This window comes from Ruegeria sp. YKSE079, from assembly GCF_059612845.1.
Genome location: NZ_JBXWRJ010000007.1, coordinates 145,928 through 171,986 on the forward strand (window position 1 = coordinate 145,928; position 26,059 = coordinate 171,986).

General features: G+C 58.3%; 28 protein-coding genes. 9 read left to right on the forward strand and 19 right to left on the reverse strand.

Annotated elements, in window-relative coordinates; translation table 11 throughout:
* Positions 1 to 25: 25 nt before the first annotated feature.
* From AC2FMY_RS08480 to AC2FMY_RS08515, 8 genes are all read left to right on the forward strand, one after another.
* Positions 26 to 1,519, forward strand: coding sequence for a putative bifunctional diguanylate cyclase/phosphodiesterase (locus AC2FMY_RS08480; RefSeq protein ID WP_480750360.1), 1,494 nt, complete (start codon positions 26 to 28; stop codon positions 1,517 to 1,519).
* A gap of 126 nt (positions 1,520 to 1,645) precedes the next feature.
* Positions 1,646 to 3,475, forward strand: a complete 1,830-nt coding sequence (yidC, locus tag AC2FMY_RS08485; protein ID WP_496747671.1) for a membrane protein insertase YidC — start codon at positions 1,646 to 1,648, stop codon at positions 3,473 to 3,475.
* Entirely contained in the window at positions 3,472 to 4,209 is a 738-nt protein-coding gene (locus AC2FMY_RS08490) for an MOSC domain-containing protein (RefSeq protein ID WP_496747669.1), read from the forward strand. The genes yidC and AC2FMY_RS08490 overlap by 4 nt, the downstream gene beginning before the upstream one ends.
* Entirely contained in the window at positions 4,206 to 4,859 is a 654-nt protein-coding gene (yihA, locus tag AC2FMY_RS08495; protein ID WP_496747668.1) for a ribosome biogenesis GTP-binding protein YihA/YsxC, read from the forward strand. Before AC2FMY_RS08490 ends, yihA begins: the two co-directional genes overlap by 4 nt.
* Before the next feature lie 81 nt (positions 4,860 to 4,940).
* Positions 4,941 to 5,804 (forward strand): acetylglutamate kinase, encoded by an 864-nt coding sequence (argB, locus tag AC2FMY_RS08500; RefSeq protein ID WP_480750367.1) that lies wholly within the window; start codon positions 4,941 to 4,943, stop codon positions 5,802 to 5,804.
* 57 nt (positions 5,805 to 5,861) lie between these two features.
* On the forward strand, positions 5,862 to 6,656 hold the full coding sequence (locus AC2FMY_RS08505) for a sterol desaturase family protein (RefSeq protein ID WP_496747666.1): 795 nt from the start codon (positions 5,862 to 5,864) through the stop codon (positions 6,654 to 6,656).
* Positions 6,653 to 7,306 (forward strand): ferredoxin, encoded by a 654-nt coding sequence (locus AC2FMY_RS08510; protein ID WP_496807233.1) that lies wholly within the window; start codon positions 6,653 to 6,655, stop codon positions 7,304 to 7,306. The genes AC2FMY_RS08505 and AC2FMY_RS08510 overlap by 4 nt, the downstream gene beginning before the upstream one ends.
* Complete coding sequence (locus AC2FMY_RS08515; RefSeq protein WP_480750371.1) at positions 7,303 to 7,800, forward strand: SixA phosphatase family protein; 498 nt, start codon at positions 7,303 to 7,305, stop codon at positions 7,798 to 7,800. The genes AC2FMY_RS08510 and AC2FMY_RS08515 overlap by 4 nt, the downstream gene beginning before the upstream one ends.
* Before the next feature lie 62 nt (positions 7,801 to 7,862).
* Here AC2FMY_RS08515 and AC2FMY_RS08520 read toward each other — a convergent pair whose 3' ends face one another.
* From AC2FMY_RS08520 to AC2FMY_RS08610, 19 genes are all read right to left on the reverse strand, one after another.
* Positions 7,863 to 8,654: an amino acid ABC transporter ATP-binding protein gene (locus tag AC2FMY_RS08520; protein WP_480750373.1), complete on the reverse strand. Its 792-nt coding sequence runs from the start codon at positions 8,652 to 8,654 to the stop codon at positions 7,863 to 7,865.
* A 10-nt stretch (positions 8,655 to 8,664) separates the two neighbouring features.
* Complete coding sequence (locus AC2FMY_RS08525) at positions 8,665 to 9,972, reverse strand: amino acid ABC transporter permease (RefSeq protein ID WP_496747665.1); 1,308 nt, start codon at positions 9,970 to 9,972, stop codon at positions 8,665 to 8,667.
* A gap of 1 nt (position 9,973) precedes the next feature.
* Positions 9,974 to 11,242: an amino acid ABC transporter permease gene (locus AC2FMY_RS08530; RefSeq protein ID WP_480750375.1), complete on the reverse strand. Its 1,269-nt coding sequence runs from the start codon at positions 11,240 to 11,242 to the stop codon at positions 9,974 to 9,976.
* A 133-nt stretch (positions 11,243 to 11,375) separates the two neighbouring features.
* Positions 11,376 to 12,392, reverse strand: coding sequence for an amino acid ABC transporter substrate-binding protein (locus AC2FMY_RS08535; protein WP_480750377.1), 1,017 nt, complete (start codon positions 12,390 to 12,392; stop codon positions 11,376 to 11,378).
* Positions 12,393 to 12,602: 210 nt separating this feature from the next.
* Positions 12,603 to 13,310: an ATP12 family chaperone protein gene (locus tag AC2FMY_RS08540; protein WP_496748278.1), complete on the reverse strand. Its 708-nt coding sequence runs from the start codon at positions 13,308 to 13,310 to the stop codon at positions 12,603 to 12,605.
* Between the two features lie 4 nt (positions 13,311 to 13,314).
* Positions 13,315 to 13,986 carry an HAD-IA family hydrolase gene (locus AC2FMY_RS08545; RefSeq protein ID WP_480750380.1) on the reverse strand — a complete coding sequence of 224 codons (672 nt, stop codon included), beginning with the start codon at positions 13,984 to 13,986 and terminating at the stop codon, positions 13,315 to 13,317.
* Positions 13,983 to 15,023 (reverse strand): RluA family pseudouridine synthase, encoded by a 1,041-nt coding sequence (locus tag AC2FMY_RS08550; RefSeq protein WP_480750381.1) that lies wholly within the window; start codon positions 15,021 to 15,023, stop codon positions 13,983 to 13,985. Before AC2FMY_RS08550 ends, AC2FMY_RS08545 begins: the two co-directional genes overlap by 4 nt.
* Positions 15,020 to 15,400: a fluoride efflux transporter CrcB gene (crcB, locus tag AC2FMY_RS08555; protein ID WP_480750383.1), complete on the reverse strand. Its 381-nt coding sequence runs from the start codon at positions 15,398 to 15,400 to the stop codon at positions 15,020 to 15,022. Before crcB ends, AC2FMY_RS08550 begins: the two co-directional genes overlap by 4 nt.
* A gap of 63 nt (positions 15,401 to 15,463) precedes the next feature.
* Positions 15,464 to 16,777 (reverse strand): replication-associated recombination protein A, encoded by a 1,314-nt coding sequence (locus AC2FMY_RS08560; RefSeq protein ID WP_496807234.1) that lies wholly within the window; start codon positions 16,775 to 16,777, stop codon positions 15,464 to 15,466.
* Positions 16,778 to 16,780: 3 nt separating this feature from the next.
* Complete coding sequence (locus AC2FMY_RS08565) at positions 16,781 to 18,166, reverse strand: trypsin-like peptidase domain-containing protein (RefSeq protein WP_480750386.1); 1,386 nt, start codon at positions 18,164 to 18,166, stop codon at positions 16,781 to 16,783.
* A gap of 67 nt (positions 18,167 to 18,233) precedes the next feature.
* Entirely contained in the window at positions 18,234 to 18,641 is a 408-nt protein-coding gene (locus AC2FMY_RS08570; RefSeq protein WP_496748277.1) for a hypothetical protein, read from the reverse strand.
* A 150-nt stretch (positions 18,642 to 18,791) separates the two neighbouring features.
* On the reverse strand, positions 18,792 to 19,217 hold the full coding sequence (gene rplQ, locus AC2FMY_RS08575; RefSeq protein WP_480750390.1) for a 50S ribosomal protein L17: 426 nt from the start codon (positions 19,215 to 19,217) through the stop codon (positions 18,792 to 18,794).
* A 175-nt stretch (positions 19,218 to 19,392) separates the two neighbouring features.
* Positions 19,393 to 20,409 carry a DNA-directed RNA polymerase subunit alpha gene (locus AC2FMY_RS08580; protein WP_480521635.1) on the reverse strand — a complete coding sequence of 339 codons (1,017 nt, stop codon included), beginning with the start codon at positions 20,407 to 20,409 and terminating at the stop codon, positions 19,393 to 19,395.
* A gap of 116 nt (positions 20,410 to 20,525) precedes the next feature.
* On the reverse strand, positions 20,526 to 20,915 hold the full coding sequence (rpsK, locus tag AC2FMY_RS08585; protein ID WP_480750391.1) for a 30S ribosomal protein S11: 390 nt from the start codon (positions 20,913 to 20,915) through the stop codon (positions 20,526 to 20,528).
* Positions 20,916 to 20,929: 14 nt separating this feature from the next.
* Complete coding sequence (rpsM, locus tag AC2FMY_RS08590) at positions 20,930 to 21,298, reverse strand: 30S ribosomal protein S13 (RefSeq protein WP_480750392.1); 369 nt, start codon at positions 21,296 to 21,298, stop codon at positions 20,930 to 20,932.
* 203 nt (positions 21,299 to 21,501) lie between these two features.
* A complete protein-coding gene (locus tag AC2FMY_RS08595; RefSeq protein ID WP_480750394.1) occupies positions 21,502 to 22,146 on the reverse strand; it encodes an adenylate kinase in 645 nt (214 codons plus the stop codon).
* Positions 22,143 to 23,507 carry a preprotein translocase subunit SecY gene (gene secY / locus AC2FMY_RS08600; RefSeq protein ID WP_480750396.1) on the reverse strand — a complete coding sequence of 455 codons (1,365 nt, stop codon included), beginning with the start codon at positions 23,505 to 23,507 and terminating at the stop codon, positions 22,143 to 22,145. Before secY ends, AC2FMY_RS08595 begins: the two co-directional genes overlap by 4 nt.
* A 109-nt stretch (positions 23,508 to 23,616) precedes the next feature.
* Positions 23,617 to 24,090, reverse strand: a complete 474-nt coding sequence (gene rplO, locus AC2FMY_RS08605; RefSeq protein WP_496807235.1) for a 50S ribosomal protein L15 — start codon at positions 24,088 to 24,090, stop codon at positions 23,617 to 23,619.
* Positions 24,091 to 24,268: 178 nt separating this feature from the next.
* Complete coding sequence (locus tag AC2FMY_RS08610) at positions 24,269 to 24,709, reverse strand: GFA family protein (protein ID WP_480750400.1); 441 nt, start codon at positions 24,707 to 24,709, stop codon at positions 24,269 to 24,271.
* 175 nt (positions 24,710 to 24,884) lie between these two features.
* Here AC2FMY_RS08610 and AC2FMY_RS08615 point away from each other — a divergent pair, with 175 nt between their 5' ends.
* Positions 24,885 to 26,051 (forward strand): adenylate/guanylate cyclase domain-containing protein, encoded by a 1,167-nt coding sequence (locus AC2FMY_RS08615; protein WP_496748274.1) that lies wholly within the window; start codon positions 24,885 to 24,887, stop codon positions 26,049 to 26,051.
* Positions 26,052 to 26,059: the final 8 nt, after the last annotated feature.

A 26,059-nucleotide genomic window follows, 5' to 3' on the forward strand; every position in this document is an offset into this window, starting at 1 on the left:
TCGGTTATGTGGTCGAGCTCTTGCAGTGCTGAACGGACCGGCCATTCTCGCTTTTCTACCCGCGATCACTCTGGGTGCATTCTGGCTAGGCGGCGAAGGCGCGCTGCTCCTGACCTCTCTTGGCTTGCCGCTAGTATTCGCGTTTGCGGGTGCACTGGGGCGTTGGCCCACCGAACAGAATCACTCACGCGACCGCGTGACCGGTCTTATTCAAAGGGATGAATTCCAAATCAAGGCCGCAGAGTTACTCGCAGGCCTGCGGGCCAGCGGGCAGGAATCGGCGTGTTTCATAATCGTTCTGGACGACCTCGATCGAATCGAAGAACGGCACGGCACATTGGCCGTCGACACCATCGTCCAACGCAGTGGTGAACGCATTTTGGCAACGGTTCGCAGTCAGGATATCGTGGCCCGCCTCGGGAACGCCAAATTTGCTGTCTGTGTATCACCTGTAAGTCAGCTGGATCTGGAACACTGCATACAATTGGCGGGGCGCATTCAAAGCGGGATCGAAGATCCGATATCGCTGGACGGAACAACCATCTATGTCTCATGCTCCCTTGGTTTCTGCCTCGATCGGCGCGCACTAGGTCACGGCGCGCAAGAATGGATCGGTGCCGCGATAGCGGCTTCGAACGAAGCCAGACAAAATGGCCCTTCGTCAATCCGCGCCTACACTTCCGACACACGTAACAGGATAACCACCCGGGCGGATCTGCGGCGGGATATTCAGCACGCCCTGAATTGCAACCAGATCGTTCCGTGGTTTCAACCACAAATCTCGACGAACACAGGCAAACTGACCGGATTCGAGGCTTTGGCCCGGTGGGAACATCCGAACCGCGGCATTCTTGGCCCCGGTGCCTTTCTTGCCGTCGCCGAAGAGGCGGGTTTGATGGAACGCCTCGGGCAGAACATCCTGCGTGGTGCCCTTGCCGCACTGGTCGCCTGGGACAAAGCCGGGGCAGACGTGCCGCGTATCGCGGTCAATTTCTCGTCAGACGAGTTGCACAACCCGGGTTTGGTGGACAGGATTCGGTGGGATCTGGATCAGTTCGATCTGACGCCAGGTCGGCTAACCGTAGAAGTTCTTGAAACAGTGATTAGCAAGACACCAGGAGACATCGTGGCGCGCAACATTGCAGAGTTGCACAATCTGGGTTGCTGGATCGACCTGGATGACTTCGGAACCGGGCATGCCTCGGTCGCTTCTCTGAAACGCTTCAATATCTCACGGATCAAGATCGATCGTTCCTTTGTAACACGTGTTGATCGTGACCCTGCGCAGCGGCAGCTTTTGACTGCGGTTCTCTCACTTGCCGAACGGCTGAATCTTGAAACGCTGGGAGAAGGCGTCGAGACTGCGGGAGAACATTCAGTGCTCGCGCAGTTGGGGTGCGGCCACGTTCAGGGGTTCGAGATCGGGCGCCCCATGCCGTTTGGGCAGACGTTGGATTGGTTGTCCGTTCACAACACTAAACTGCAGGAGACACCGAAAATTGGGCGCGATACCGGGTGATTCTTTCACATTCCGTGTCCTTTACGGCGGATTACCGGTGACTTTCAGGGCGAATCTGCTTGACCTTTTGGGCTGCACTCTGTTGAACCCACCGGTGTCAATCAAAGCACAAGGTGGCTGTCCCAGATGGACGATCAGAACAAGAACCTTATCCTCGCAACCGTGCTCAGCTTTCTAGTGATCCTTGTGTGGTTCGTGCTGTTCCCTCCTCCGGAACCCGAAACTCCCACCAATGAGACCGCTATAAGCACGATCGAAAGCGATGGCGTTCAAACTCCAAGTGCCGTCAGCCCGGACGGGTCGGCGCCCGCGACCAACGTCACGGCCGAGGCCGAGCCCGAAGCAGAAGCACCGCAGGTCAAGATTGACACCCCACGCCTGACCGGCAGCCTGTCGCTGTCCGGCGGTCGGATCGACGAGCTGTCACTGAAGGATTACCGGGTCTCTCTGGCCAAGGACTCCCCGATCGTAGAACTGATGTCCCCAGTAGGAACGCAATCGGCCTATTATGCGCTCTATGGCTGGGCGCCGGGTGCAGGTGTTACCGGCACTGACGTACCCGGCCCCAATACCCTGTGGAGCTTGGAGAAGGGCGAAACGCTGAGCGCTGACAGCCCGGTTACGCTGATTTGGGACAATGGCCGGGGCCTGACCTTCCGTCGGACAATCTCGGTCGACGAAAACTACATGTTCACCGTGACCCAGTCCGTCGAAAACGCCTCACAGGCCGAAGTGGGCATGGCACCCTATGGTATTCTGGCCCGACACGGAACTGGCGAGGACGCCGACCTGCCCGGTTTGAAGAATTTCTTCATCCTACATGAAGGCGTCATCGGGATGACCGACGGAACGCTTTCGGAGATCAAATACAAGAACGTGCGCGATTTCGACGTTGATCCGAACGAACGCGCGCAGGCTGAGGTCTTCCAGGTCAAGGACAGCGGCTGGATCGGTTTTACCGATCACTATTGGATGACAACGCTGATCCCCGCTGAGGGTACGGCATTCAAAGCCGCCGCAAAATATGATGATCGCCGCAAGATCTACCAAACCGAAACCGTATTGCCGACCTTGACAGTCGCCCCCGGCGGTTCTGTCGAGGTCACCACGCGGCTGTTCGCCGGAGCAAAAGAATGGGAAACCATTCGCGAATACCAGGCCCAGGGCGTTCAGAAATTTATCGACAGCATCGATTGGGGCTGGTTCTTTTTCCTGACCAAGCCGATCTTCTGGCTGCTTCACAACATCAACCAGCTGATCGGCAACATGGGCTGGTCAATCATCGGTCTGACCCTGATCATCAAGGCAATCGTGTTCCCGCTGGCGCTGAAATCCTATGTGTCGATGGCCAAGATGAAGGAATTGCAGCCGCAGATGGAAGCCCTGAAAGAAGCCGCTGGCGACGACCGCCAAAAGCTTCAGCAGGGAATGATGGAGCTCTACAAGAAGGAAAAGGTTAACCCTGCCGCGGGCTGTCTTCCGATTCTACTGCAGATCCCGATCTTTTTCTCGCTCTACAAGGTGATTTTTGTCACCATCGAACTGCGTCAGGCCCCCTGGTTCGGCCCGTTCCAGGATCTGAGCGCGCCGGACCCGACCTCGATCATGAATTTCTTCGGCTGGCTGCCTTGGGCCGGCCCCGAGCCGGGAACGCTGATGGCAACCATTCTGATTGGAATCCTGCCACTGCTTCTGGGTATCTCGATGTGGGTACAACAAAAGCTGAACCCGGCGCCAACCGATCCAACGCAGGCGATGATCTTTGCCTGGATGCCATGGGTCTTCATGTTCATGCTGGGTAGTTTCGCCAGCGGACTCGTGGTGTACTGGATCGCGAACAACACGATCACATTCACGCAGCAATACATCATTATGCGCAGTCACGGCTATACCCCCGACGTGTTTGGCAACATTAGATCCAGCTTCAAGAAAACGCCGAAAACGGATAAAAAATGAGTGGAGTCGTCACCAGCCTCTGGCGGCATCCGATCAAAAGTCATGGCCGCGAAGCTTTGAAAGACGTGACATTGACCCCCGGGCAGACCATGCCCGGGGATCGTGTTTGGGCCGTTGCCCACGAGATGTCAAAAGCGGACGGCACCACATGGGCACCTTGCGTGAATTTCAGTCGGGTCGCAAAAGTTCCTGCACTAATGGCCATAACCGCCCGCTTGGAAGGCGACCGGGTTACTTTGAGCCACCCACAACGACCGGATTTGACCTTTGCGCCCGACGTCGAGGCGGACGTATTTCTGGATTGGGTGCGCCCACTGATGCCCGAAAATCGAGCCGCGTCAGCCCGGATCATCCGCGCGCCGGGCCGCGGCATGACGGATAGTGATTTTCCCTCCGTTACCCTGTGCAACATGGCTTCGCATCAGGCGGTCGAGCAAAAGATGGGACGAGAACTGTCAATACTGCGTTGGCGCGGCAACATTTGGTTTGATGGGCTGGCCCCTTGGGAAGAGTTCGATTGGATCAACCGCAACATACAAATCGGGGATGCGGTTCTCCGCGTTCGGGAACGGACGGTGCGATGCCCATCGACAATGACCAACCCCGAAACAGGTGTTCACGATGCGGACCCGCTAAAAACACTCGAAACCTGGGGGCATCGTGATTTCAGTGTTCGCGCCGAAGTCCTCAAAGGCGGCTCCATCCGTCTCAACGATAAGGTAGTGCCTCTGTGACCGCCCTTCCATTTCCCCTGGCTGAAGACCCTGACGCGCTGGCCCAAGAGGCCGGGCGAAAGCTCTTTGCCGGGCCGTCGGAATTCGTAAAGGGCGTGGTTGCCATGACTGGCCTGCCCGAACCTGACCGGCTGGAGGTCTGCTTCGCAGGCCGCTCGAATGTAGGCAAGTCGAGCCTGATAAATGCGCTTACAGGTACCAAGGGGCTGGCGCGGGCGTCGAACACGCCGGGACGTACTCAGGAAGTCAACTTTTTTGCCCAAGGCCCCGATCTGTATCTGGTCGACCTGCCTGGCTATGGCTACGCCAACGCACCGCTCAAGATAGTCGAGAAGTGGCAAAAGCTCCTGAAACAGTACCTTAGCGGGCGGCAAACGCTGAGACGGGCCTTTGTGCTGATTGACGCTCGCCACGGGGTGAAGCCGGTCGATGACGAGATCATGAAACTGCTCGACACAAGCGCCGTCACCTTTCAATGCGTGTTGACCAAGGCGGACAAGGTTAAGGCCAATGATCGTGACAAGGTTCTGTCACAGGTACGTTCCGCGCTGGCAAAGCACCCCGCCGCATTTCCCGAGATTGTCCTGACCTCGTCAGAGAAGGGAGATGGCATTGCGACCCTACGCTCAATCATCGCACATTTGGAATAACCACAGCGAATATTGGCAATCACAGGGTCTTGGCAGCCTGACCCAAAGGCCCTAACACGGTTCGTCAAAGGGACCTAAGCCATGAAGACACGAGACATGAACCGGGACTGGATCGCAACCGCCGCCACATTGAACAGCGCCTTGCCGTATCTGCAACGCTATGACGGAGCCATCGTCGTCATAAAGCTGGGTGGTCACGCCATGGGCAGCGACGAGGCCATGGAAAGCTTCGCCCGCGATGTGGTTTTGATGCGTCAGGTCGGAGTAAATCCGGTCATCGTGCACGGTGGCGGCCCGATGATCAACGCCATGCTGGACAAGCTGGATATCCAGTCCGAATTCGTAAATGGCAAGCGGGTCACCGATCAGGCTACCGTCGAAGTAGTGGAGATGGTGCTGTCCGGCGTGGTGAACAAGCGAATCGTGCAGGCGATCAATGCCCAGGGTGGTATGGCGGTCGGGCTATCGGGCAAGGATGCCAATCTGATGATATGCGACCAGACCGACAGCTCCTTGGGATTTGTCGGCACACCATCGCTGATGAATCCCAAATTGCTGCACAACCTTTTCGCCCATGACATCATTCCGGTGATCGCACCCCTGGGCGCAGGCCGAAACGGCGAAACTTTCAACGTCAACGGCGATACTGCGGCCGGGGCAATTGCTTCTGCTTTGAAAGCCGACCGCCTGTTGTTGCTGACTGATGTTTCGGGCGTCAAGAACGCCGCCGGAGAGGTGGTTACCGAACTGAAAGCCGGGCAGATTCGCGAGATGACGCGCGAGGGTACCATCGCAGGTGGCATGATCCCCAAAACGGAAACCGCGCTTGATGCATTGCACAGTGGCGTGAGAGCGGTGGTCATTTTGGACGGTCGCGCGCCAAACGCAGTCTTGCTGGAATTATTCACTGAACATGGCGCAGGGTCGTTGATTCGCCCGGATTGACGATTTCGTGACGGTTCCAAGCTTGCGCTTTTCGTTCACATGCTCAAGTGTGAATGTATGGAAAATGAAGCCGCCATTCGTCTGGGTGTTTTCCTGACCCTTTTTACCCTGTTCGCGGGCGCCGAAACGCTGGCGCCGCGTCGCGCAAGGCAATTGGCGCGATCTCGAAGATGGCTGACCAATCTGTCGATCACGGTGCTGAACAGCGTCCTGCTGCGCCTCATGGCCATCGGCATGCCGTTGCTGGCAGTTGGTGCTGCATTGGATGCCGACCGCAATGGCTGGGGCCTTTTCAATACTGTCAATTGGCCCGGATGGATCGAGGTCATAGTTTCGGTTCTAATACTGGACTTTGCGATATGGACGCAGCACCTGATCACGCACAAAGTTCCGGTCCTGTGGCGATTGCACCGGGTTCATCATGCCGACCGTGACATGGACGTGACTACTGCCATCCGTTTTCACCCGGTCGAGATTGCGCTTTCCATGCTCTTGAAGATCGGGCTGATCTACCTGCTGGGGCCCAGCGCACTGGCGGTGCTGATTTTTGAAATCCTGCTGAACGGGACGGCACTATTCAATCACTCGAACCTGAAACTTCCGCTTGCCGTTGACGCGGTTCTGCGTAGGGTTCTGGTTACGCCTGACATGCATCGTGTTCATCACTCGGTGCTGCGGGACGAGCACGACAGCAATTACGGATTTGCCCTGTCGATATGGGATCGGATGTTGGGAACATATGTGGCGCAGCCGAAACGCGGGCACGGCGCGATGACTGTCGGCCTGAAATGGCAGGACGACCGACCAGCACGACTGGGGTGGAGTCTTTGGCTGCCGTTTCGGAACAAGTGAGTTATTCCGAAATCGAAGCGGTTGCTCACACAGCTCGGCTGATCGTGATGGGTGCCCAGCATCCTTGCAGAAGCGAGGCCAAAGGTCTTGACTCGGGCACCCTGATCTTGCTGGGGACAGGACCTGAATTTTGGGACGTTTTTCAAGCTGCGCCCGAAGGGAAGGATGGCCACCCTGATCCGGTCGATCGCTGGTCGGCCCGCGTCATCGGCGACATGGCCGACAGCTTAGGCGCCGAAGCGCGATTTCCTTTTGGCGGCCCCCCTTACGAGCCATTCATTGATTGGGCGCTGAAATCCGGGCGGGCCTTTCAAAGCCCAGTTGGCGCTCTGGTGCATGACACGGTGGGCATGATGATCTCATATCGGGGGGCTCTTTGGTTTGACCGTGAACTCGCCATTCCCACGACATATGCGCCCTCGCCCTGTATTACATGTAGTGCCCCTTGCTCCACGTCCTGCCCGGTGGGTGCGTTGAATTCAGACACCTTCTACCAAGTGGATGCCTGTCACAGCTATCTCGACACCAAGGGCGGCCAAACCTGCATGACACAAGGTTGTACCGCCCGTCTGGCTTGCCCACTCAGTGCTGGGGCAGAACGAAATCCGGCGCAAACCGCACATCACATGCAGCATTTTCATCCCCGATGACCCGCACCTTGATCCTGACCCGACACGCCAAATCCAGCTGGGACGATCCGTTTCAGGAGGATTTCGACCGCCCTCTGAACAAACGCGGTCAAAAATCCGCAAAAGCGATAGGAACTTGGCTGCGAGACAAAGGCTGGCAGCCGGATCAGGTTCTCAGTTCATCTTCGCGACGCACCCGCGAAACCTGGAAGGAAATGGGTTTCGACACGCCCGAACCCGACTATACGGACGTGCTGTATCACGCATCGCCGCAACAGATATTTGACGTTCTGCGCGAAGCCAGCGGGCGGACGGTTCTGTTGCTGGGCCACAATCCTGGCATTGCCACATTCGCCAGGAGTGTTGTCGAGGAAGCGCCTGCTCATGCTCGATTCTTCGACTATCCTACATGCGCAACCACGACTATCGAGTTTCCAATCTGTAACTGGCACGATCTCGGCAAACGCACCGGCGAAGTGATGGATTTTGTCGTCCCACGCGACCTTCTGGAATGAGAAAGGCGGGGAAACCCCGCCCTCCCTTTTGTCGAAATAGAATGGGCTTCCCCAACCAAATATCAGTGACCCAAGATCTGGCTGAGAAACAGCTTGGTTCGGTCGCTCTTTGGGTTGTTGAAGAACTCTTCCGGTTCATTCTGTTCCACAATTTGACCTGCATCCATAAAGATCACACGGTTGGCGACCTGACGTGCAAAGCCCATCTCGTGCGTGACGCATAGCATGGTCATGCCTTCCTCGGCCAATTCGATCATGGTGTCGAGCACCTCTTTGATCATTTCCGGGTCCAGCGCCGAAGTGGGTTCGTCGAACAACATGATCCGCGGCATCATGCAGAGCGAACGGGCAATCGCCACACGTTGTTGCTGACCACCTGAAAGTTGACCGGGATACTTGTCCGCCTGTTCCGGGATCTTCACCTTTTCCAGAAAGTGCATTGCCCGTTCTTCGGCCTCTTTTTTGGGCGTCTTGCGCACCCAGATCGGGGCCAAAGTGCAGTTTTCCAGAATGCTCAGATGTGGAAACAGGTTGAAGTGCTGGAACACCATGCCAACTTCCGACCGGATCTTGTCGATGTTCTTGAGGTCGTTCGACAGTTCCGTTCCGTCCACCACGATCTTGCCCTGCTGGTGTTCTTCCAGCGCGTTCAGGCATCGGATCAGGGTGGATTTCCCGGACCCTGACGGACCCGCGATGACGATACGTTCGCCCTGATTGACCGTCAGATTGATGTCGCGCAGCACGTGAAAGGACCCGTACCACTTGTTCATATTGGTGATCTCGATAGCGACCTCGTCGCTGACCGTCATCTTTGAACGGTCGATTTCACGATCTACAGCAAGTTGAGACATTGGGCCCTCCTTAGCGATGGCCAGTGTGGAGCTTGCGCTCCAGATACATGGAATAGCGGGACATGGAGAAGCAGAAGACAAAGAACATCAAGGCGATGAAGCCATAAAGTTCCCATACGATGCCATTCCATTCAGTCGTCGCGCGTGTTGCGGTGCTGAGGCCCAGAGGGTCCAGAAGTCCGATGATCGAAACCAGCGTGGTGTCCTTGAACACCCCGATGAAAGTCGAAACGATACCCGGGATCGAGATCTTGAGTGCCTGAGGCATGATGATCAGACGCTGCGCCTGCCAATAGTTGAGGCCAAGCGAATCCGCGCCTTCATACTGGCCACGCGGCAGGGCAGCGAGACCACCCCGGATCACTTCGGCCATATAGGCCGAGGCGAACAGTGTCACCATGATCAGCACACGCAAGATGATGTCGAAATTCGTCCCCGGCGGTAGGAACAGGTTCAACAGTGTCGATGCCACGAACAACAACGTGATCAGAGGCACGCCCCGGATGAACTCGATAAAGCCCACACACAGGTATTTGACGATCATCAGATCAGATTGACGGCCCAACGCCAGAACAATGCCCAGCGGCAACGAACAACCAATGGCTACAACGCCGATGGTGATCGACAACATGAAGCCCCCGAATTTGCGGCTTTCCACGGGCTCAATGCCAATTGCAGCAATCGAGTTCATTGTTTCGACAAAATACCCGGAAACGACGACCCACCAGATCACGGCCGCCAACACCCCCAGGATGATGCCCAGTAGATTGCTGGTCGCCTTGCTAACGGCGGTATAGACGAACCAACCGATAACGAACCCAAGCAGGGCCGCCAGAGGCCCCCAGATCGTTCCACCCCACAAAAGCCAGGGGAAGATGAACGGGTAAAGCGCTGTGAAGATCAGCAGTTTCGACGGCACCTTGTCGGCAAACAGAACCGGCGCCAAAGCCACCCCCAACAGGACAAAAGTCGCAATTGGACGCCAATACAGCTCTGCCGGGTAGAAGCCAAAGATCAACTGGATCCAACGCTCATGGATCACACCCCAGCACGCGCCGGCGTAATGACCTTCACGGCCCAGACTATGCAGGATTTCCCGACACTCCGACAACGAACCAGCATCCCAAGTCGGAGAGAGAATCCACGGAACCAGCCCTGCAAGGATCTTATAGACGAAGAAGATCGCCAAAATGGTCAGGATCGAGTTGAACCAGTTAGAAAACAGGTTGTGGCGCATCCAGCCGAGGGCGCCTACTTCAGACGCGGGTGGCTCCTTTTCGGGGAGCATTTCAGTTCGGACAAAACCTATGTCAGACATCTCAACGCTCCTTCAACTTTACGGATTCGTTGTACCAGTTCATAACCGCCGAAATGCTCAGCGAAATGGTCAGGTACACCAGCATCAACAGCAGAACGCATTCCAGTTCACGTCCAGTCTGGTTCATTGTGATGCCGCCCAGCGTCCCGGTGATGTCCATGTAGCCCACGGCGATCGCCAACGACGAGTTCTTGGTGAGGTTGAGATAATTCGAGATCAGCGGAGGGATAATCACCCGCAATGCCTGCGGCAGGATTACCAGGCTCATGATCTTGTTTGAACGCAGACCCAGCGCGGCTGCGGCCTCGGTTTGGCCCTTGGATATGGCCATGATGCCTGCTCGCACGATCTCTGCAATGAACGCGGCCGTATAGAGCGACAGCGCCAGCCACAGGGCGATCAGCGAGTTCCGCAGGTGTGTCCCACCCATGAAGTTGAAGCCCTTGAGTTCGGGATACCCCAGATGAAATCCCAGCAGATACAAAAGGATTGCCAGCGGCACTAGAACTACGCCTAGTCGCTGCCACCATGTCACCGGACGGTCGCCGGTGGCCTCCTGAATGCGGTCTGCGCGATGCTTGAGCCAGTTTGAAACCCAAAAACCAGCGCCAAGAACGATGAGAACCGCGATCAGATCGAGGCTGACATCAAACCGGAGGCTGGATTCACCAAACAGATGGACATCTCCCAAACTGTTGGAAAACAGGAAATCTGGGACATACACACCGCGGTTGGTAACCGCCACGCTGTCGCTAAGCATCATCGTGGCCTCGGGATTCTCTCCACGGAAGGCTCGCGGCGATGGAAGTGTTTCGATCAGGACCGCCATGATGAAAACGATCCACAACAGTACTGGGACGTTGCGGAACATCTCGACATAAACTGTCATCAAGCGTGCAACGATCCAGTTATGGGACAGGCGCAGAACGCCAATGATCACCCCCAGTACGGTCGCGGTGATACACCCCAATACCGCTACGACCAGTGTGTTGAGCAAACCGACAAAAGCCGCCCTTAGGTGTGTGTCGCGCGAAGTGTAGTCCAGCAGGCGTTGATTGATGTCATAGCTGGCCGGTTCCGCGAAGAAGCCGAATTCGACCGGTTTTCCCAGCTCTGCCAAGTTGTTGATAGTATTGGAAATGATCCAGGCTGCCAAAAGCATGAAACCGATCAGCGCGATAACTTGGATTGTCGCAGAACGGTACCGCGTATCGTAAAGGAGCATGGACAGCCGAAACTGCTCCTTTGGCGGGTCAGTGAGAGTCGTCATGACCTATGTAATCCCCGTGACATCCCGGTTTTTTTGTCGGGCAGGGTTCTTCCCTGCTCCCCATCGCCGGGTCTGTTGTTTTTTATGGGTGCAAAAAGGGCGCAGGTTGTCCTGCGCCCTTTCAGCGTGACACTTAACGGAACGGCGGCGAGTACAGCAGACCGCCTTTGGTCCACTGGTCGTTCAGACCACGCGCCAGACCGATCGGAGTGCTTTCACCGATGTTCTGGGCAAAGATTTCGCCATAGTTTCCGGCAACCGCAATTGCGCGTTTGGCCCATTCGGCATCCAGACCCAGCATTTCGCCCAAGGTGCCTTCGGTACCCAGCAGGCGGTTGATTTCCGGATTGTCAGTTCCGGCAGTCATCTCGTCAAGGTTGGCCGAGGTCACACCCAGTTCTTCTGCCGAGATCAATGCGTTGAGGGTCCAGCGAACCACGTCACCCCACTCGTGATCACCGTGGCGGACCAGCGGCCCCAGCGGCTCTTTCGAGATGATTTCCGGCAGGATCACGTGATCGCCCGGGTTTTCGAAAGTGGCGCGGGTGGCTGCCAAGCCAGACGCGTCGGTGGTGTAGGCATCACAGGCGCCCGCCAGATACTGTTGCTGGCCTTCCGCGTTGGTTTCGATCGGAACCGGCTCATAGCTGATGTTGTTCGAGCGGAAGAAATCCGCCAGGTTCAGCTCGGTTGTGGTGCCGGTCTGGATACAAACGGTCGCCCCGTCCAGTTCCTTGGCCGAGCTTACGCCCAGCGCTTTAGGCACAATAAAGCCTTGACCGTCATAATAGTTGATCCCGGTGAATTCGAACTTGAGGTCGACGTCACGGCTGAAGGTCCAAGTGGTGTTGCGCGCCAGCATGTCGATTTCGCCCGATGCCAGGGCGGTAAAGCGGGTTTTACCAGTGGTCGGCACGAATTCAACGGCATTGGCATCGCCGAGTACTGCGGCTGCCACAGCGCGGCACACGGCCACGTCAAAGCCTTTCCACTCCCCATTTGCATCAGGCGCTGCAAAGCCAACGAGACCGGTGGTCACACCGCAGTTCAGCTTGCCACGCGCCTTGACGTCGTCCATGGTTCCTGCCGCTGCGGCACCTGCAGCCAGACCGGCAACCGTAGCCGCGCCCAAAATTACGGATTTTTTCATATTTACCTCTTCCTGATTTTCCACCCCTTACCGAGGCGGTTCAACCGGCAATCCCATTTGCCGGAAAGGTTACCCAAAAGGTCTCTCCCCTTTAGTGGGCTCAAGTTTGGTCCCATTCGTCAAGAAACGTCAAGACCAGTATATGGGAAATCGATAACGCTTTGGTATCGATTGACCTTGGGTCAATCAGTTTTGGCAGAAAGCTTCCACCTATTCTGCGAGATCATAGAACCGCTTAGCGTGCAAAAACGCCAAGCGCTTTACTTCCGCGTGTTTCAGCGCTTCCTCGTCGGGACCCCACTGCTCTTCCTGCCAAAGTTCATCCAAACGCGAAATGCGCCAAATCTCATCCGGATCGCGCCAATTCCGGGCAGCTGCAAACCCGAGAATCAGCGAACCTGAAAGGCTCACAAGATCGTGAAACGCTGCTAACTGAAAGTCGTTCATCCGATGAACTTTTTCACCGAGCTCCTCTAGCCCAGTAACAGATTGTGGCTGGTGAACGACACCGACAACCGGCACAAGTCTCACACCGAGATCACTTTTTGCCCAATCGAGCGCCGGGTCCCACTGTGCAGCCTGCCTTGCGACCAGAGATTCGGGTTGGTCTGCCCGATAACATAGCAAATCCGAATCGCCATAGGCGGCCAACATGTCCGCAACCTCGGCATGTTGATGATGCACCTTATCGATTGCCGCATTGGCCGAACGCGTAAACGGCATCGTGTTTGGATCGACCACGGTTTCCTGTTCATCCCACTCCCTGGCCACTTCACTGGCCATGCCTGCAGTTGGCATTACCAGCCCAGATTTGGCCGGAGTTTTCACCCGCCGACCGTCGAGTTCGACTGTAAATCCGCCTTCGACCTCAACTACGGCGCTTTCTTTCCAAAACCGCTTCGGTTTCCAATCGCTCATGTATTCAGTTCCAGATATTTCCCAGGGCAGAGGGGAGTTGATCAAAACCATCGATGACTTGATTAGCTTGTGACAGGGTTGATCTGTCGTGATACCCCCAGCTTACACCAACCCCTGCAACATTTGCCGCCCGGGCCATCTCCATATCGAAACTGGTGTCGCCGATCATGACCGTCGAGGCGGCATCGACGCCCGTTTCCCGCCGTGCAGTGTCGATCATCGAAGGATGAGGTTTCGACGGATGGTGATCTGCGACCTGACGGGTGACGAAAAAGCTATTCAGCCCATGCGCTTCCAGCAACACGTCCAATCCTCGTTGGGATTTCCCTGTCGCCACGCCAAGCAAAAACTCGGGGACCGAGTGCAGCGCTTGCAAAGCGTCAACCGCGCCGGGATAGAGCGGCGAGCTTGCTGCACCCTGCGCAAGGCGATGCGCGTGATAGGCCTCTTTGTAGCCTTCGACAAGGTTGTGCCAAATCTTGTCAGAGTACTCCGGCGCCAGACGCGCCATGGCTTGCGGCAGGGACAACCCAACAATGGACAAGGTCGCTGTTCGATCGGGTGCGGGAAGTGACAACGCTTGGAAGGCAGCATTCATTGCGGCCACGATGGAGCCCTGACTGTCCACCAGCGTGCCGTCCACATCGAACAGGATCAGTCGCAATGAACCGGTCATTGCAATGCCTCAAACGGGTCCTCGGCTGCCAGATCTTCGGTCCAGCCGAATGTGGTCCAGCTCTCCTTCATATGCTCCGGGAGATCGGCCGTGACAGTCGTCGGTTTGTGGGTCACCGGATGCTCGAACGAAAGCTGACGTGCGTGCAGATGCAGTTTCTTGCTGATGATACCGCCAAGTTGCGCGCCCCAGCCATCGCCCAAATTTTCTTGCCCGGAGCCTCCGTACTTTCCGTCCCCGACTATCGGATGCCCGATTGCCGCCATATGCGCGCGCAGCTGATGTGTGCGGCCCGTGACCGGCTCCATTGCGACCCAGGATGCACGCCCGGCCACCCGATAAAGTGTGGCGTATAGTGTGTGCGCCCGCTTGGCACCCGGTGTGCTGTCGATCTCTTTCAGATGCACGGCAATCATCTTTTCGCCTTCACCTTGCTTGCCGTGACCCGGCGCCTTGACCAGCCCGGTCTTGATCTCGCCCAGATAAGGGGTTGGCACACCAGCGACCAAGGCCCAATAGATCTTGCGCGTGTTGCGGTGGCGAAAGGCAGCGGTCAGACCCTTGGCCGCCTCGCGCGTCCGCGCCAGCAACAAAACACCCGACGTGTCCTTGTCCAGCCGGTGAACCAACCGGGGGTTTTCCTGATAGCCAAATCTCAGCGCCTCGGCCAGACCATCCACATGCCGGGTTTGTCCGCTGCCGCCCTGCACCGGCAGGCCTGCCGGTTTGTTGAGCGCCAGAACGTGATCGTCGCGATAGATCACGCACGACTGGATCATCTTTGCATCCGCATCCGAAACACGTGATCTTTGAACGATCGGTTTCTGGTCGGCATCCGGCAGCGGCGGCACCCGCACGACCTGTCCGGCGGCCAACCGGGTCGAAGCCTTGACTCGCCCGCCGTCGACCCGCAATTCGCCCTTTCGGCACATCTTTTCGATCCGGCCCTGCCCCACATGCGGGAACACCCGGCGAAGCCAACGGTCAATGCGCTGATCGGCATCCTCTTGCCCGATGGTGATCAACTGAACGCTCATGCCCACATCTCCCGTGCAACAAAAAGCCCAACAGCCAGTGCCGACAGGGACAGGATCACCGACAGCCCGACATACAATACCGCGTATACCACAGCGCCGCGTTCATACAGCGTCACTGCCTCAAGCGAAAAAGCCGAGAAGGTGGTGAACCCGCCCATCAAGCCAGTCACGACAAACGGGCTAAGGTAATGCAGTCCGCGGTGCGCCGCGGCCACGACAAACATACCCATCAGGAACGAGCCAATCACGTTGACCAGAATGATCGCCACAGGAAACTCCTGCGGACCAAGCGCGCGCATCACACCCACGCCGGTGAGGTAACGGAGCGTCGCCCCGATCGCGCCGCCAAGCGCTACATGCAGAACCGAAGAAAACATTGGCGTTGCTCTCGCGCGCGACGCCCGTGAAGTCAAGCCCAGATGGGTTCGGTCAGATCCAGTTCAGCTTTGGTTCCGCTGAGTCCGCAACTTGGAAAAATAGTCCAGCCGCTTTTTCAACTCACGCTCAAAACCACGTTCGACCGGCTGGTACAAAACCGGTCGCTTCATCCCGTCAGGGAAGTAGTTCTGTCCCGAGAATCCATCTTCGGCGTCGTGGTCATAAGCATATCCTGCGCCGTACCCCTGATCTTTCATCAACGACGTCGGCGCGTTCAGGATGTGCTTGGGCGGGGGTTCACTGCCTGACTGCTTGGCTAGTTTCATCGCCGCCTTGTAACCGACATAGGCCCCGTTCGATTTCGGTGCCAGTGCCAGATAGACGACGGCCTGCGCCAGGGCCAACTCGCCTTCGGGCGAGCCGAGCCGTTCGTAGGTTTCCCACGCATGCAGGCAGATCGATTGCGCTTGCGGATCGGCCAGACCGATATCTTCGACCGCCATGCGGGTAATCCTGCGGGCAAGATAACGCGGATCTTCTCCACCGGTCAGCATCCGCGCGAACCAGTAAAGGGCAGCGTCCGGGTCCGACCCCCGCACCGATTTGTGCAATGCCGAGATCAGATTGTAATGCTCATCCCCCGACTTGTCGTATTTCGCCGCTCGTCGCATCAGTCGGTTGGCCAATGCATCGACATCGAGCGGGCCGTCCACTTTCCAGGCCGCGACCTGTTCGGTCAGGTTCAGCAATGCGCGCCCGTCTCCGTCAGCCATTTCCTGCAGTGCCTCGCGCGCCGTACCCGTCAGCGGCAAGGCGCGGCCCAGTTCCTTTTCCGCGCGTTGAGTCAATCGTTCCAGATCGGCCAGACCCAACCGTTCCAGCACCAGAACCTGCGCACGACTAAGTACGGCAGCGTTCAGCTCGAATGACGGGTTCTCGGTCGTCGCCCCGACAAGCAGGATAGTGCCATCCTCCATATGCGGCAGGAATCCGTCCTGCTGGGCCTTGTTGAACCGGTGGATCTCGTCGACGAACAGTAAGGTGCCCTGCCCGTTCTGACGCCGAATCTTCGCCGCCTCAAACACCTTCTTGAGATCTGGTACACCGGTGAAAATCGCGCTGATCTGAACGAAATGCAGATCCGTTTCCTGTGCCAGAAGCCGCGCAATGGTGGTCTTGCCCACACCGGGTGGACCCCAGAATATAAGGCTCGACAAACTGCCCGAGGCTAGCATCACCCCCAGCGGGGCATCCGGCCCCAACACCTGCTCTTGTCCGATCACCTCGCCAAGCGACTTTGGCCGCAGCCGGTCGGCCAATGGCCGTGGGGGCTCGGTCGCAGGTTCCTTTGCGCCAGTGTCGAACAGTTCTGCCACGGCTCAGATCCTGAACCGCAGCGACACCCACTGCCCACGTCGCTGCAGATCAATGCGGACGCGGCGCCCGGTATCGGTCAAGGCCTGACGCACGTCGTCGGGGCGCTTTACCTCTTCGCCGTTTACCGCCCCCAGAATGTCGCCCGGCTGTAAACCCGCTCGGGCGCCAAAAGCCCCGGGGTCAAGCACGACCACGCCGTCCAATGACAACGGCAGGCCAAGCCGAGAGATCACCGCCGGGTTGAGGCGCGCTACAGTCAGGCCAGGTAGCGCCGTCCGTTTGTCCAGTACCGTTTCCTCGGCGGGCGGTTCGTCGGGAGCATCGGTCATCGCTACCTCAATCTCTACCCTCTCGCCGCCACGCAGGCGGGTCATCTTCGAAACACCACCAATCCCGGACACGGACATGCGGAACTTCATCTCGGAGGGCGAGTTGACCTCTTGCCCGTCGACATGGGTGATTACATCCCCCACGCGGAACCCGGCCTTGGCAATGGGGCTTTCAGGGTGCAGGTCCGAAATCACCACGCCCTCTGGTAGCGCCAGTCCCAGAGACTCGGCAATATCGGCGTTCATCGGCTGGCCGGCCATTCCGGCCCAGGGGCGTACGAATGTCTCGTTCCCGGCCCGCGCCTGACGCAGGAATTCCGTCACCAGATTGGCCGGAATGGCAAATCCGATCCCGTTCGACCCGCCCGAGCGGCTGAGGATCGAGGTGTTGATACCGATGAGATTGCCATTAACGTCAATCAAAGCACCGCCGGAATTGCCGGGATTGATCGGTGCGTCGGTTTGAATGAAATACCCCCGCGCATTCCCGGTTGCTGTCCCGGATCGCGCAAGGCCCGAGATGATGCCGGAGGACACAGTCTGACCCACCCCGAAAGGGTTACCGATGGCAAGTGTCAATTCTCCCACCTCGACGTGATCAGAATCGCGCAGTCTCAGGAATGGCAATCCTTCGGCGCCTTGCAGGCGCAGGATTGCGATGTCGCTCTCTTCGTCTCCCAGCACCACTTCGGCGGTAAACTCGCGCCGGTCCGTGGTCACGACCTGTATTTCCGACGCCATTCCGACAACGTGAAAGTTGGACACGACATAGCCGTCCTCTGACAGGATGACGCCCGACCCCAGCGAGTTCTGCACCCGGGGACGCGGTGCTCCGAAATCCCCGCCAAAAAAATCGCGAAAAAATGGATCTGAAAACAACGGGTTAGATCGCCCCTGCCGGATGATCTTGGCATAGATGTTGACCACGGCGGGCGAGGCCTGTTTGACGACCGGGGCGAACCCCATTGATATTTCTGTCTGCGACTGCGGCACCCGGGTTTCGGCGGCGGCGAATGGAGGCGTCAGGAATGAAAAAACGATGAGTATCAGGCGGAGCATTGTCGATCCCATTAGCAGACTTCCATTGGGATATGCGGCGATGTTCGCGTGAATGCAAGCGCGGGACTCAGCCCTTTCGGCGCAGGAACTTGAGGCCTGACCAGTCTGTGTCTACGGCACAGACTTTCACATCGACCCAACCCAGCGGCAGAATTGCGGTGCGGAGATCGTCTTCGGTAATGCCGGAATGCAGTTTTGAAGACTTTTTTGCCCAGGACACCCAAAGCATCCCGCCTTCGCGCAGGATACCTATCTGTTCAGACGCGATTTGGCCGATGTTTTCCCCGCCATGCAGGAATAGATGCACCGCGTCAGGTTCGGCCATATCGGGGGCGAAACGAACGTCTTGGGCGTCCGCAACGAGCTGCGGATAGTATGCTGGCGGGTTCACCAAGCGAACCGACCAGCCCGGTTTGAACCCAAGCTTCTGCGACAGCGGCTTGCCAGAGTACCCGGCGGTTTTTGTGTTGGCCATAAAACCGTTTTCCAAAGCGACGTGCTTCGATCCTAGCAATGACTTTCACATGACCATAAGGGCCAACAGTCAAAATGTCAGGTACGATCAACCAAAAAGAAAACCCCCGCGCAAGGTGCGCAGGGGTTTGAAAAAAAAGATGTTTTTGACTTATTCTTCGTCGGCGGCTGCGTCTTCGGCAGCAACGCGGGCCTTGTCGGCTGCGCCTTTGGCGTCGACGTCACGGTCGACGAACTCGATGATCGCCATCGGAGCCATGTCACCATAACGGAAGCCTGCCTTTAGGATACGGACATAGCCGCCCTGACGCTCGGCATAGCGGGGGCCCAGAACCTCGAACAGCTTTGCGACGTCTTTGTCTTCTTTCAGCTGCGATGCGGCCTGACGGCGGGCGTGCAGGTCGCCGCGCTTGCCCAGAGTGACCAGCTTTTCGATGATCGGGCGCAGTTCTTTTGCCTTGGGCAGAGTTGTCTTGATCTGCTCATGTTCGATGAGCGAGCCGGCCATGTTTGCAAACAGAGCCTTGCGGTGCTCATGAGTGCGGTTCAGGCGGCGGTAACCACGTGCGTGACGCATTTTCTAGTTCCTTCTTTAGCGTTTTGCTTTGTCCGGCCTCCGATGCGTGTCAGAGGCTCACCTTGGGGCGGGATTGCCCGGATTGTTCGTTTTGTACCGGTTTTCAGACCCCATTTGTCCGAATTGTACAAAACCCGCGACGGCAGGTTGGCCCCGCCGCCGCAGCCGAAGATGCTTAGAACGCGTCTTCGAATTTCTTTGCCAGATCTTCGATGTTGTCGGGCGGCCAGTCCTCGACATCCATGCCGAGGTGCAGACCCATGCCGGACAGCACTTCCTTGATCTCGTTCAGCGACTTGCGGCCGAAGTTCGGGGTGCGCAGCATCTCGGCTTCGGTCTTCTGGATCAGGTCGCCGATATAGACGATGTTGTCGTTCTTCAGGCAGTTTGCCGAACGGACCGACAGTTCCAGCTCGTCCACTTTCTTGAGCAGGAGCGGGTTGAATTCCAGACCGTCGTCCTCGTCCTGACGGCCAGCCGATTCCGGCTCGTCGAAGTTGACGAAGATCGACAGCTGATCCTGCAGGATGCGGGCGGCATAGGCCAGCGCGTCCTCGGGGGTGATCGAACCGTCGGTATCGATCTTGAGGGTCAGCTTGTCATAGTCCAGAACCTGACCTTCGCGGGTCGGCTGAACGTCATAGGCGACCTTCTTGACCGGCGAATAGATCGCGTCGATCGGGATCAGGCCGATGGGCGCGTCCTCGGGCTTGTTCTTTTCAGCCGAGACATAACCCTTGCCGGTATTGACGGTCAGTTCCATGAACAGGTCGGCGCCATCGTCCAGGTGGCAGATGACGTGATCGCGGTTCAGAACCTCGATGCCGGCGCTTTCGCTGATGTCGCCTGCGGTGACAACTGCGGGGCCTTTGGCATTGATCGACAGGCGCTTGGGGCCTTCGACTTCCATGCGCAGAGACACGCCCTTGAGGTTCAGGATGATGTCGGTGACGTCTTCGCGAACGCCTGCCACGCTCGAGAACTCGTGCAGGACGTTGTCGATCTGAACGCTGGTGATGGCCGCGCCTTGCAGCGAGCTCATCAGCACGCGGCGCAGCGCGTTGCCGAGCGTCAGGCCAAAGCCGCGTTCCAGCGGTTCGGCGACCAGGGTGGCCTGGCGTGCGGGATCGTTGCCCGGCTTGCCGTCAAGCTGGGTCGGTTTGATCAATTCTGCCCAATTCTTATGGATCATGTAATCCCTCCATTCCTGTCTGCGCCCCATGACCAATCAGGTGCAGACGCCCGAGGTTTCAAAACGGCGAACCGGGGCCGCGCAATAACACGGCCCCAGCTTGTAATTGCAATCGCTCAGACGCGGCGGCGCTTCGGCGGGCGGCAACCATTGTGAGCAATCGGGGTCACGTCACGGATCGACGTGATGTTGAAGCCCACAGCAGCCAGTGCGCGCAGCGCCGATTCACGACCCGAACCGGGGCCCTGAACTTCGACTTCGAGCGTCTTGACGCCATGTTCCTGCGCCTTCTTGCCTGCATCTTCGGCAGCCATCTGAGCGGCGTAGGGGGTCGATTTCCGCGATCCCTTGAAGCCCATGGTGCCAGCAGACGACCACGAAATGGCGTTGCCCTGCACGTCCGAGATCAGGATCTTGGTGTTGTTGAAGGTCGAATTCACATGGGCGACGCCCGATGCGATGTTCTTGCGCTCTTTTTTCTTGATGCGTGTCTTGTCGCGTGCCATCGGTCAGACCCTCCTTACTTCTTCTTGCCCGCGATCGGCTTTGCGGGGCCTTTGCGGGTACGAGCGTTGGTGTGGGTGCGCTGACCGCGAACCGGCAGGTTGCGGCGGTGACGCAGACCGCGATAGCAGCCAAGGTCCATCAGGCGCTTGATGTTCATCTGCGTTTCACGACGCAGGTCACCTTCGACGGTGTAGTTGGCGTCGATGTGTTCGCGGATGGCGAGCACTTCGGAGTCGCTGAGTTCGTTGACCCGGCGGCTTTGTTCGATGCCCACGGCGTCGCAGATCGCCTTGGCCGAGGTGTTGCCGATACCGGTGATATATGTGAGGGCGATGGGTACCCGCTTTGCAGTCGGGATGTTTACGCCGGCAATACGTGCCACGTGTCACTTTCCTTTTCGTTGCGGTTCCGTAACTCCAGAACCTTTTTTCACAACGCTTGACCGTGGCAGTGTGGCCAGAGGGTCCAGCATCATTTTCGAGGTGATCCGGACAAACGGAACGAATCCCGTCTGCACGGTTGATTCCCAATGGGGATGGGGGTCGATATGGGCTTTTGGCGGGGGCGTCAAGCCCCCATGCGCCGTTAACCCAGAAGGACTTCGATCGAGGCGGTAACTTCCTTGATGTCGGCCAGTCCGTTGATCGGGCGCAGGTCACCCTTGGCGTAGTAATAGCCAATCAGCGGCGAGGTCTTTTTATAGTATTCCATCAGGCGGGTGCGCAGGCTTTCCTCGTTGTCATCCGCACGGCGCTGGAAGTCATTTTCCTTGCCGCAATTGGTGCATTTGCCATCTGCCGGGATCGGTTTGGTGATGTCGTTGTAAACCTCGCCACAGCCGCCGCAGGTCGAACGCGCCGTGATCCGCTGCACCAAGGCCTCGTCATCCACACGCATTTCGATCACGGTGTGCAGCGACTGGCCCAGCTTGTTCAGCAGCGCCGACAGCGCGTCGGCCTGTGCCAGAGTTCGAGGAAAGCCGTCAAAGATGAAGCCCGCGCCCTTTTCGGTCGTCAGCTTTTCTTCGATCAGGCCGATGACGATCTCATCCGTGACCAGCTTGCCGGCATCCATGACCGCCGCGACCTTCTTGCCCATTTCGGTGCCCGAGGTCTTGGCTTCGCGCAGCATGTCCCCAGTGCTGAGCTGCACCATGCCACGGGTTTCAACGAGATGCCGTGCCTGGGTGCCTTTGCCGGCGCCCGGCGGGCCAAGCAGAATGATGTTCATCGGCGAGAGGATCCCTTCCTGTTGCGTTTCTTGCCTTTTCCGCGCAGCTGGGACTTTTCGATCAGCCCTTCGTATTGATGCGCCAGCAGATGGCTCTGAACCTGTTGGATCGTATCCATGGTCACAGAGACGATAATCAGAACCGACGTTCCGCCAAAATAGAACGGGATGGCGAACTGGCCGCGCAGGATTTCCGGCAGCAGGCAGACGGCGGCCAGATAGGCCGAGCCCAGCACCAGCACGCGGTTGACCACGTATTCCAGGTATTCGGCGGTTTTCTTGCCGGGGCGGATGCCCGGAACAAAGCCGTTCTGTTTCTTCAGGTTGTCGGCGACGTCATCGGGTTTGAATGACACGTTGAACGTGTAGAAATACGCGAAGAAGATGATCATCGACGCGAAGAACAGCAGATAGAGCGGCTGGCCGGGGCCGAAGTTGGCCAGAAGCCACGACATGATCGGGCCATTGGCGGCGCCCGACGAGAAGGTCGAGATCGTCACCGGCAGCAGCAAGAGCGAGCTGGCGAAGATTGCCGGGATCACACCTGCGGGGTTGACCTTGACCGGCAGGTGGCTGGAACCGCCCTCGTACACTTTCATGCCGACATTGCGGCGCGGGTACTGGATATGGATCTTGCGCAGGGAGCGTTCCATGAACACCACAAAGGTGATCACGGCGATGACCATCACGATGACACCGACGATCACGGCGGGGCTGATGGCGCCCGAGCGGCCCGACGCGAAGAACTGTGCCAGGGCGGCGGGAACCTCGGCGATGATGCCGACGAAGATGATCAGCGAGATGCCGTTGCCGATGCCGCGCGCGGTGATCTGTTCACCCAGCCACATCAGGAACATGGTGCCGCCCACGAGCGTGATCATCGTCGAGAAGCGGAAATAGAGACCGGGATCGGTGGCCAGATCGCCCGATTCCAGCGACACGGCCAGACCATAGGCCTGAACGGTGGCCAGTGCCACGGTGCCGAAACGGGTGTATTGGTTGATCTTCTTGCGGCCCTGCTCGCCCTCTTTCTTGAGCTGTTCGAGCGCGGGAACCATCGAGGTCATCAGCTGCACGATGATCGAGGCCGAGATATAGGGCATGATGCCGAGGGCAAAGATGCCCATGCGCCCCAGCGCCCCGCCGGTGAACATCGAAACCATGCCGCCGATGCCCTGCCCCGCCTGTTCCATGAACTCGCGCAATGCTGCTCCGTCGATCCCCGGCACCGGAATGAAGGTGCCCAGACGATAGACGATCAGCAAACCCAGCGTGAACAGGATGCGGTTGCGCAGATCGGTGGCTTTGCCAAGGGCAGCCCAGCTTGTGTTGGCTGCCATTTGTTCTGCTGCTGATACCATAAATCGGTCTCTCTTATGAAAACACCGCCCGAAACCGTTTTCCGGCTCGGGCGGCGTCTTGGAAAACTCTGAGGTCTATGTAAGCGGCTCGCGCGCCGCTCACAAGCGCTTACTCTGCCGCAGCGGCTTTTGTGACCGTCAGTGAGCCGCCCGCTTTCTCGACTGCCTCGACGGCAGCTTTCGAAGCACCGGTCACTTCGAGGATCAGCTTGGCCGAAACCTCGCCCTTGGCCAGAACGCGGATGCCGTCCAGCTTGCGGCGGACCAGACCGGACGCGACCAGCGCGTCTTCGGTGATCGCGGATTTGGCGTCGAGCTTGCCGGCGTCGACGAATTTCTGGATCAGGCCCAGGTTGATGACGGCGAATTCCTTGCGGTTGGGCTTGTTGAAGCCACGCTTGGGCAGACGCTGGTACAAGGGCATCTGGCCGCCTTCATAGCCATTGATGGCCACGCCCGAGCGGGATTTCTGACCTTTGATACCACGGCCACCCATTTTACCCTTGCCCGAGCCGGGGCCCCGGCCAACGCGGGTTTTCTTGGATGCGGCGCCTGGATTGTCGCGCAGTTCGTGCAGTTTCATGTCGCTTCTCCTAAGCCGGATGTGACCCCGAAGCGTGATGGGCCAAACACGGCGTTTCTTGGTTTTGATTCTTGTGGACCCTTTGGGCCACCGGGGGCGTATAGACGCAAGTCGCCCGGCAATCAAGAGGGCGGCAAAACTGCCGCCCTTCACCCCGGTTTTTCGCTTTTGTTTGGCGTCAGGACGGTGTCGGCCACACAAAGTCGGGCCGCAGGCTGTCATAGACCGGGCGCCCATCGTCAGGCCGGGCGTATCCCTTGGTTTCGTCCCAGAAGGCGTGATAGGTCGCGTCGGGGAAACTTGCCACGTCATAGCCCATGACATTTGGAACCGCGACGCGGATGCGCCCCTGCTTGTCGTCCAGCATGATCGGCGCCCCGCATTCCTTGCAGGTGCACAGCTCCAGCGGGCCGTCGGGGTTGTCCTTGTTGAACGGTTGCCGGTTGAGCAACTCGGGGTGATCGACCGCCAGATCGCCATGGCGGAAGAATGCGACATGGGTCGTCTGCTGCCCGGTTACCGATTTGCAGACATTGCAATGACAGGTGTGATTGTCGATCGGAGCATTATCCGTATGCGTGTGCACATGAGCGCAGCCGCCATCCAGAGCCTGAGCCATAAATTCCCCCTTTCAATGATCTACGAAAATGACCGGCAAACCTCGTCGCCGGTTACGTGGCGTAAACTTATCACAAAACGGTGATTCCCGAAATTGAATTGCCGAGATGGGCCATAGGCACGCCGCATGGAAACTGGGCCAGTTGTCTGCCGCGCATCCGTGCTAGGCTTCTGTCATGAGCTGGAATCATCGCGAAATCGTGGATTGGCTGTTGCGGACGGGGGCCACCCTGCCGGATCTGGACGCCCTGATCGAAGGGTTGGGGGCAGAGATGCGGCGCGCGGGCGCTCCGGTGTGGCGAATTCGTCTGGCGATGCGCACCATTCACCCGCTTGCCGCCGCCGTCAGCGCCATCTGGAACCGGGACGTCGCACAGGTCGAGGCGGTGCACAATCCGCACGGGTTGGAACAGCGCAGCGGCTATGTGGGCAGCCCGTTGGCGGTGATCTCGGATACCCGGCAAGCGCTGCGCAAGGATCTGACGCGGCTGGCCCCCGATGATCACGAAATCTATCACGAATTGCGCGCGCAGGGGGCGACCGACTATTTCGGCGTCCCGCTTCGGTGCGGAGATCATCTGTCAGGCATTCTGGTGGCGGCGACGGACCGGGCCAAGGGGTTTGACGACGCCGATATTGAGGGCATCGAGGCGATTGCGCTGGCCCTTGGTCCGCTGTCCGAGGTCCACCGCCTGTCGATCCTGTCCACTGCCGTGTCCGCGGCCTATCTTGGAGCCCGCACCAGCCAGCGGGTGCTGGGCGGCGAGATCACGCGGGGGAGTGTCGAGACCATGGAGGCCGCCATCCTGATCAGCGACATCCGCAACTGGACAGGGCTGAACGCCCGTTTGCCGGTGGAGGAGGCGGTGGCGCTGGCGAACCGGTATTTCGAGGCAATCGATACGGCGGTAACCGAGCATGGTGGCGAAATCCTGAAGTTTCTGGGCGACGGGGTGTTGGCCGTGTTCCCCGGCGATGACGGGCAGCGCACAGCCTGTTCCAATGCACTGGCGGCGGCAAGGCATGCTTTGGCTGCCGATTTGCCCGAGGTTCTGGGGTTCGGCGTCGGGCTGCATTTCGGGCGGGTTCTGTATGGCAATGTCGGCTCGCACAGCCGGCTGGATTTCACGGTGCTGGGTCAGGCTGTGAATGTTGCCGCGCGGATCGAGGCGCTGTGTTCGGAAACCGGGCATCCGGTTCTCTGTTCCCGCACGTTTGCCGACGCGCTGGATGGCGGTCACGTCGCGGTCGGCGAATTCGCCCTCAAGGGGTTGGCGCATCCGGAACAGGTTTTCGCCCCGAAGACCACGGACAAGACTTTGGTTGACAAGGGCGCAAATTGAGAGCATAC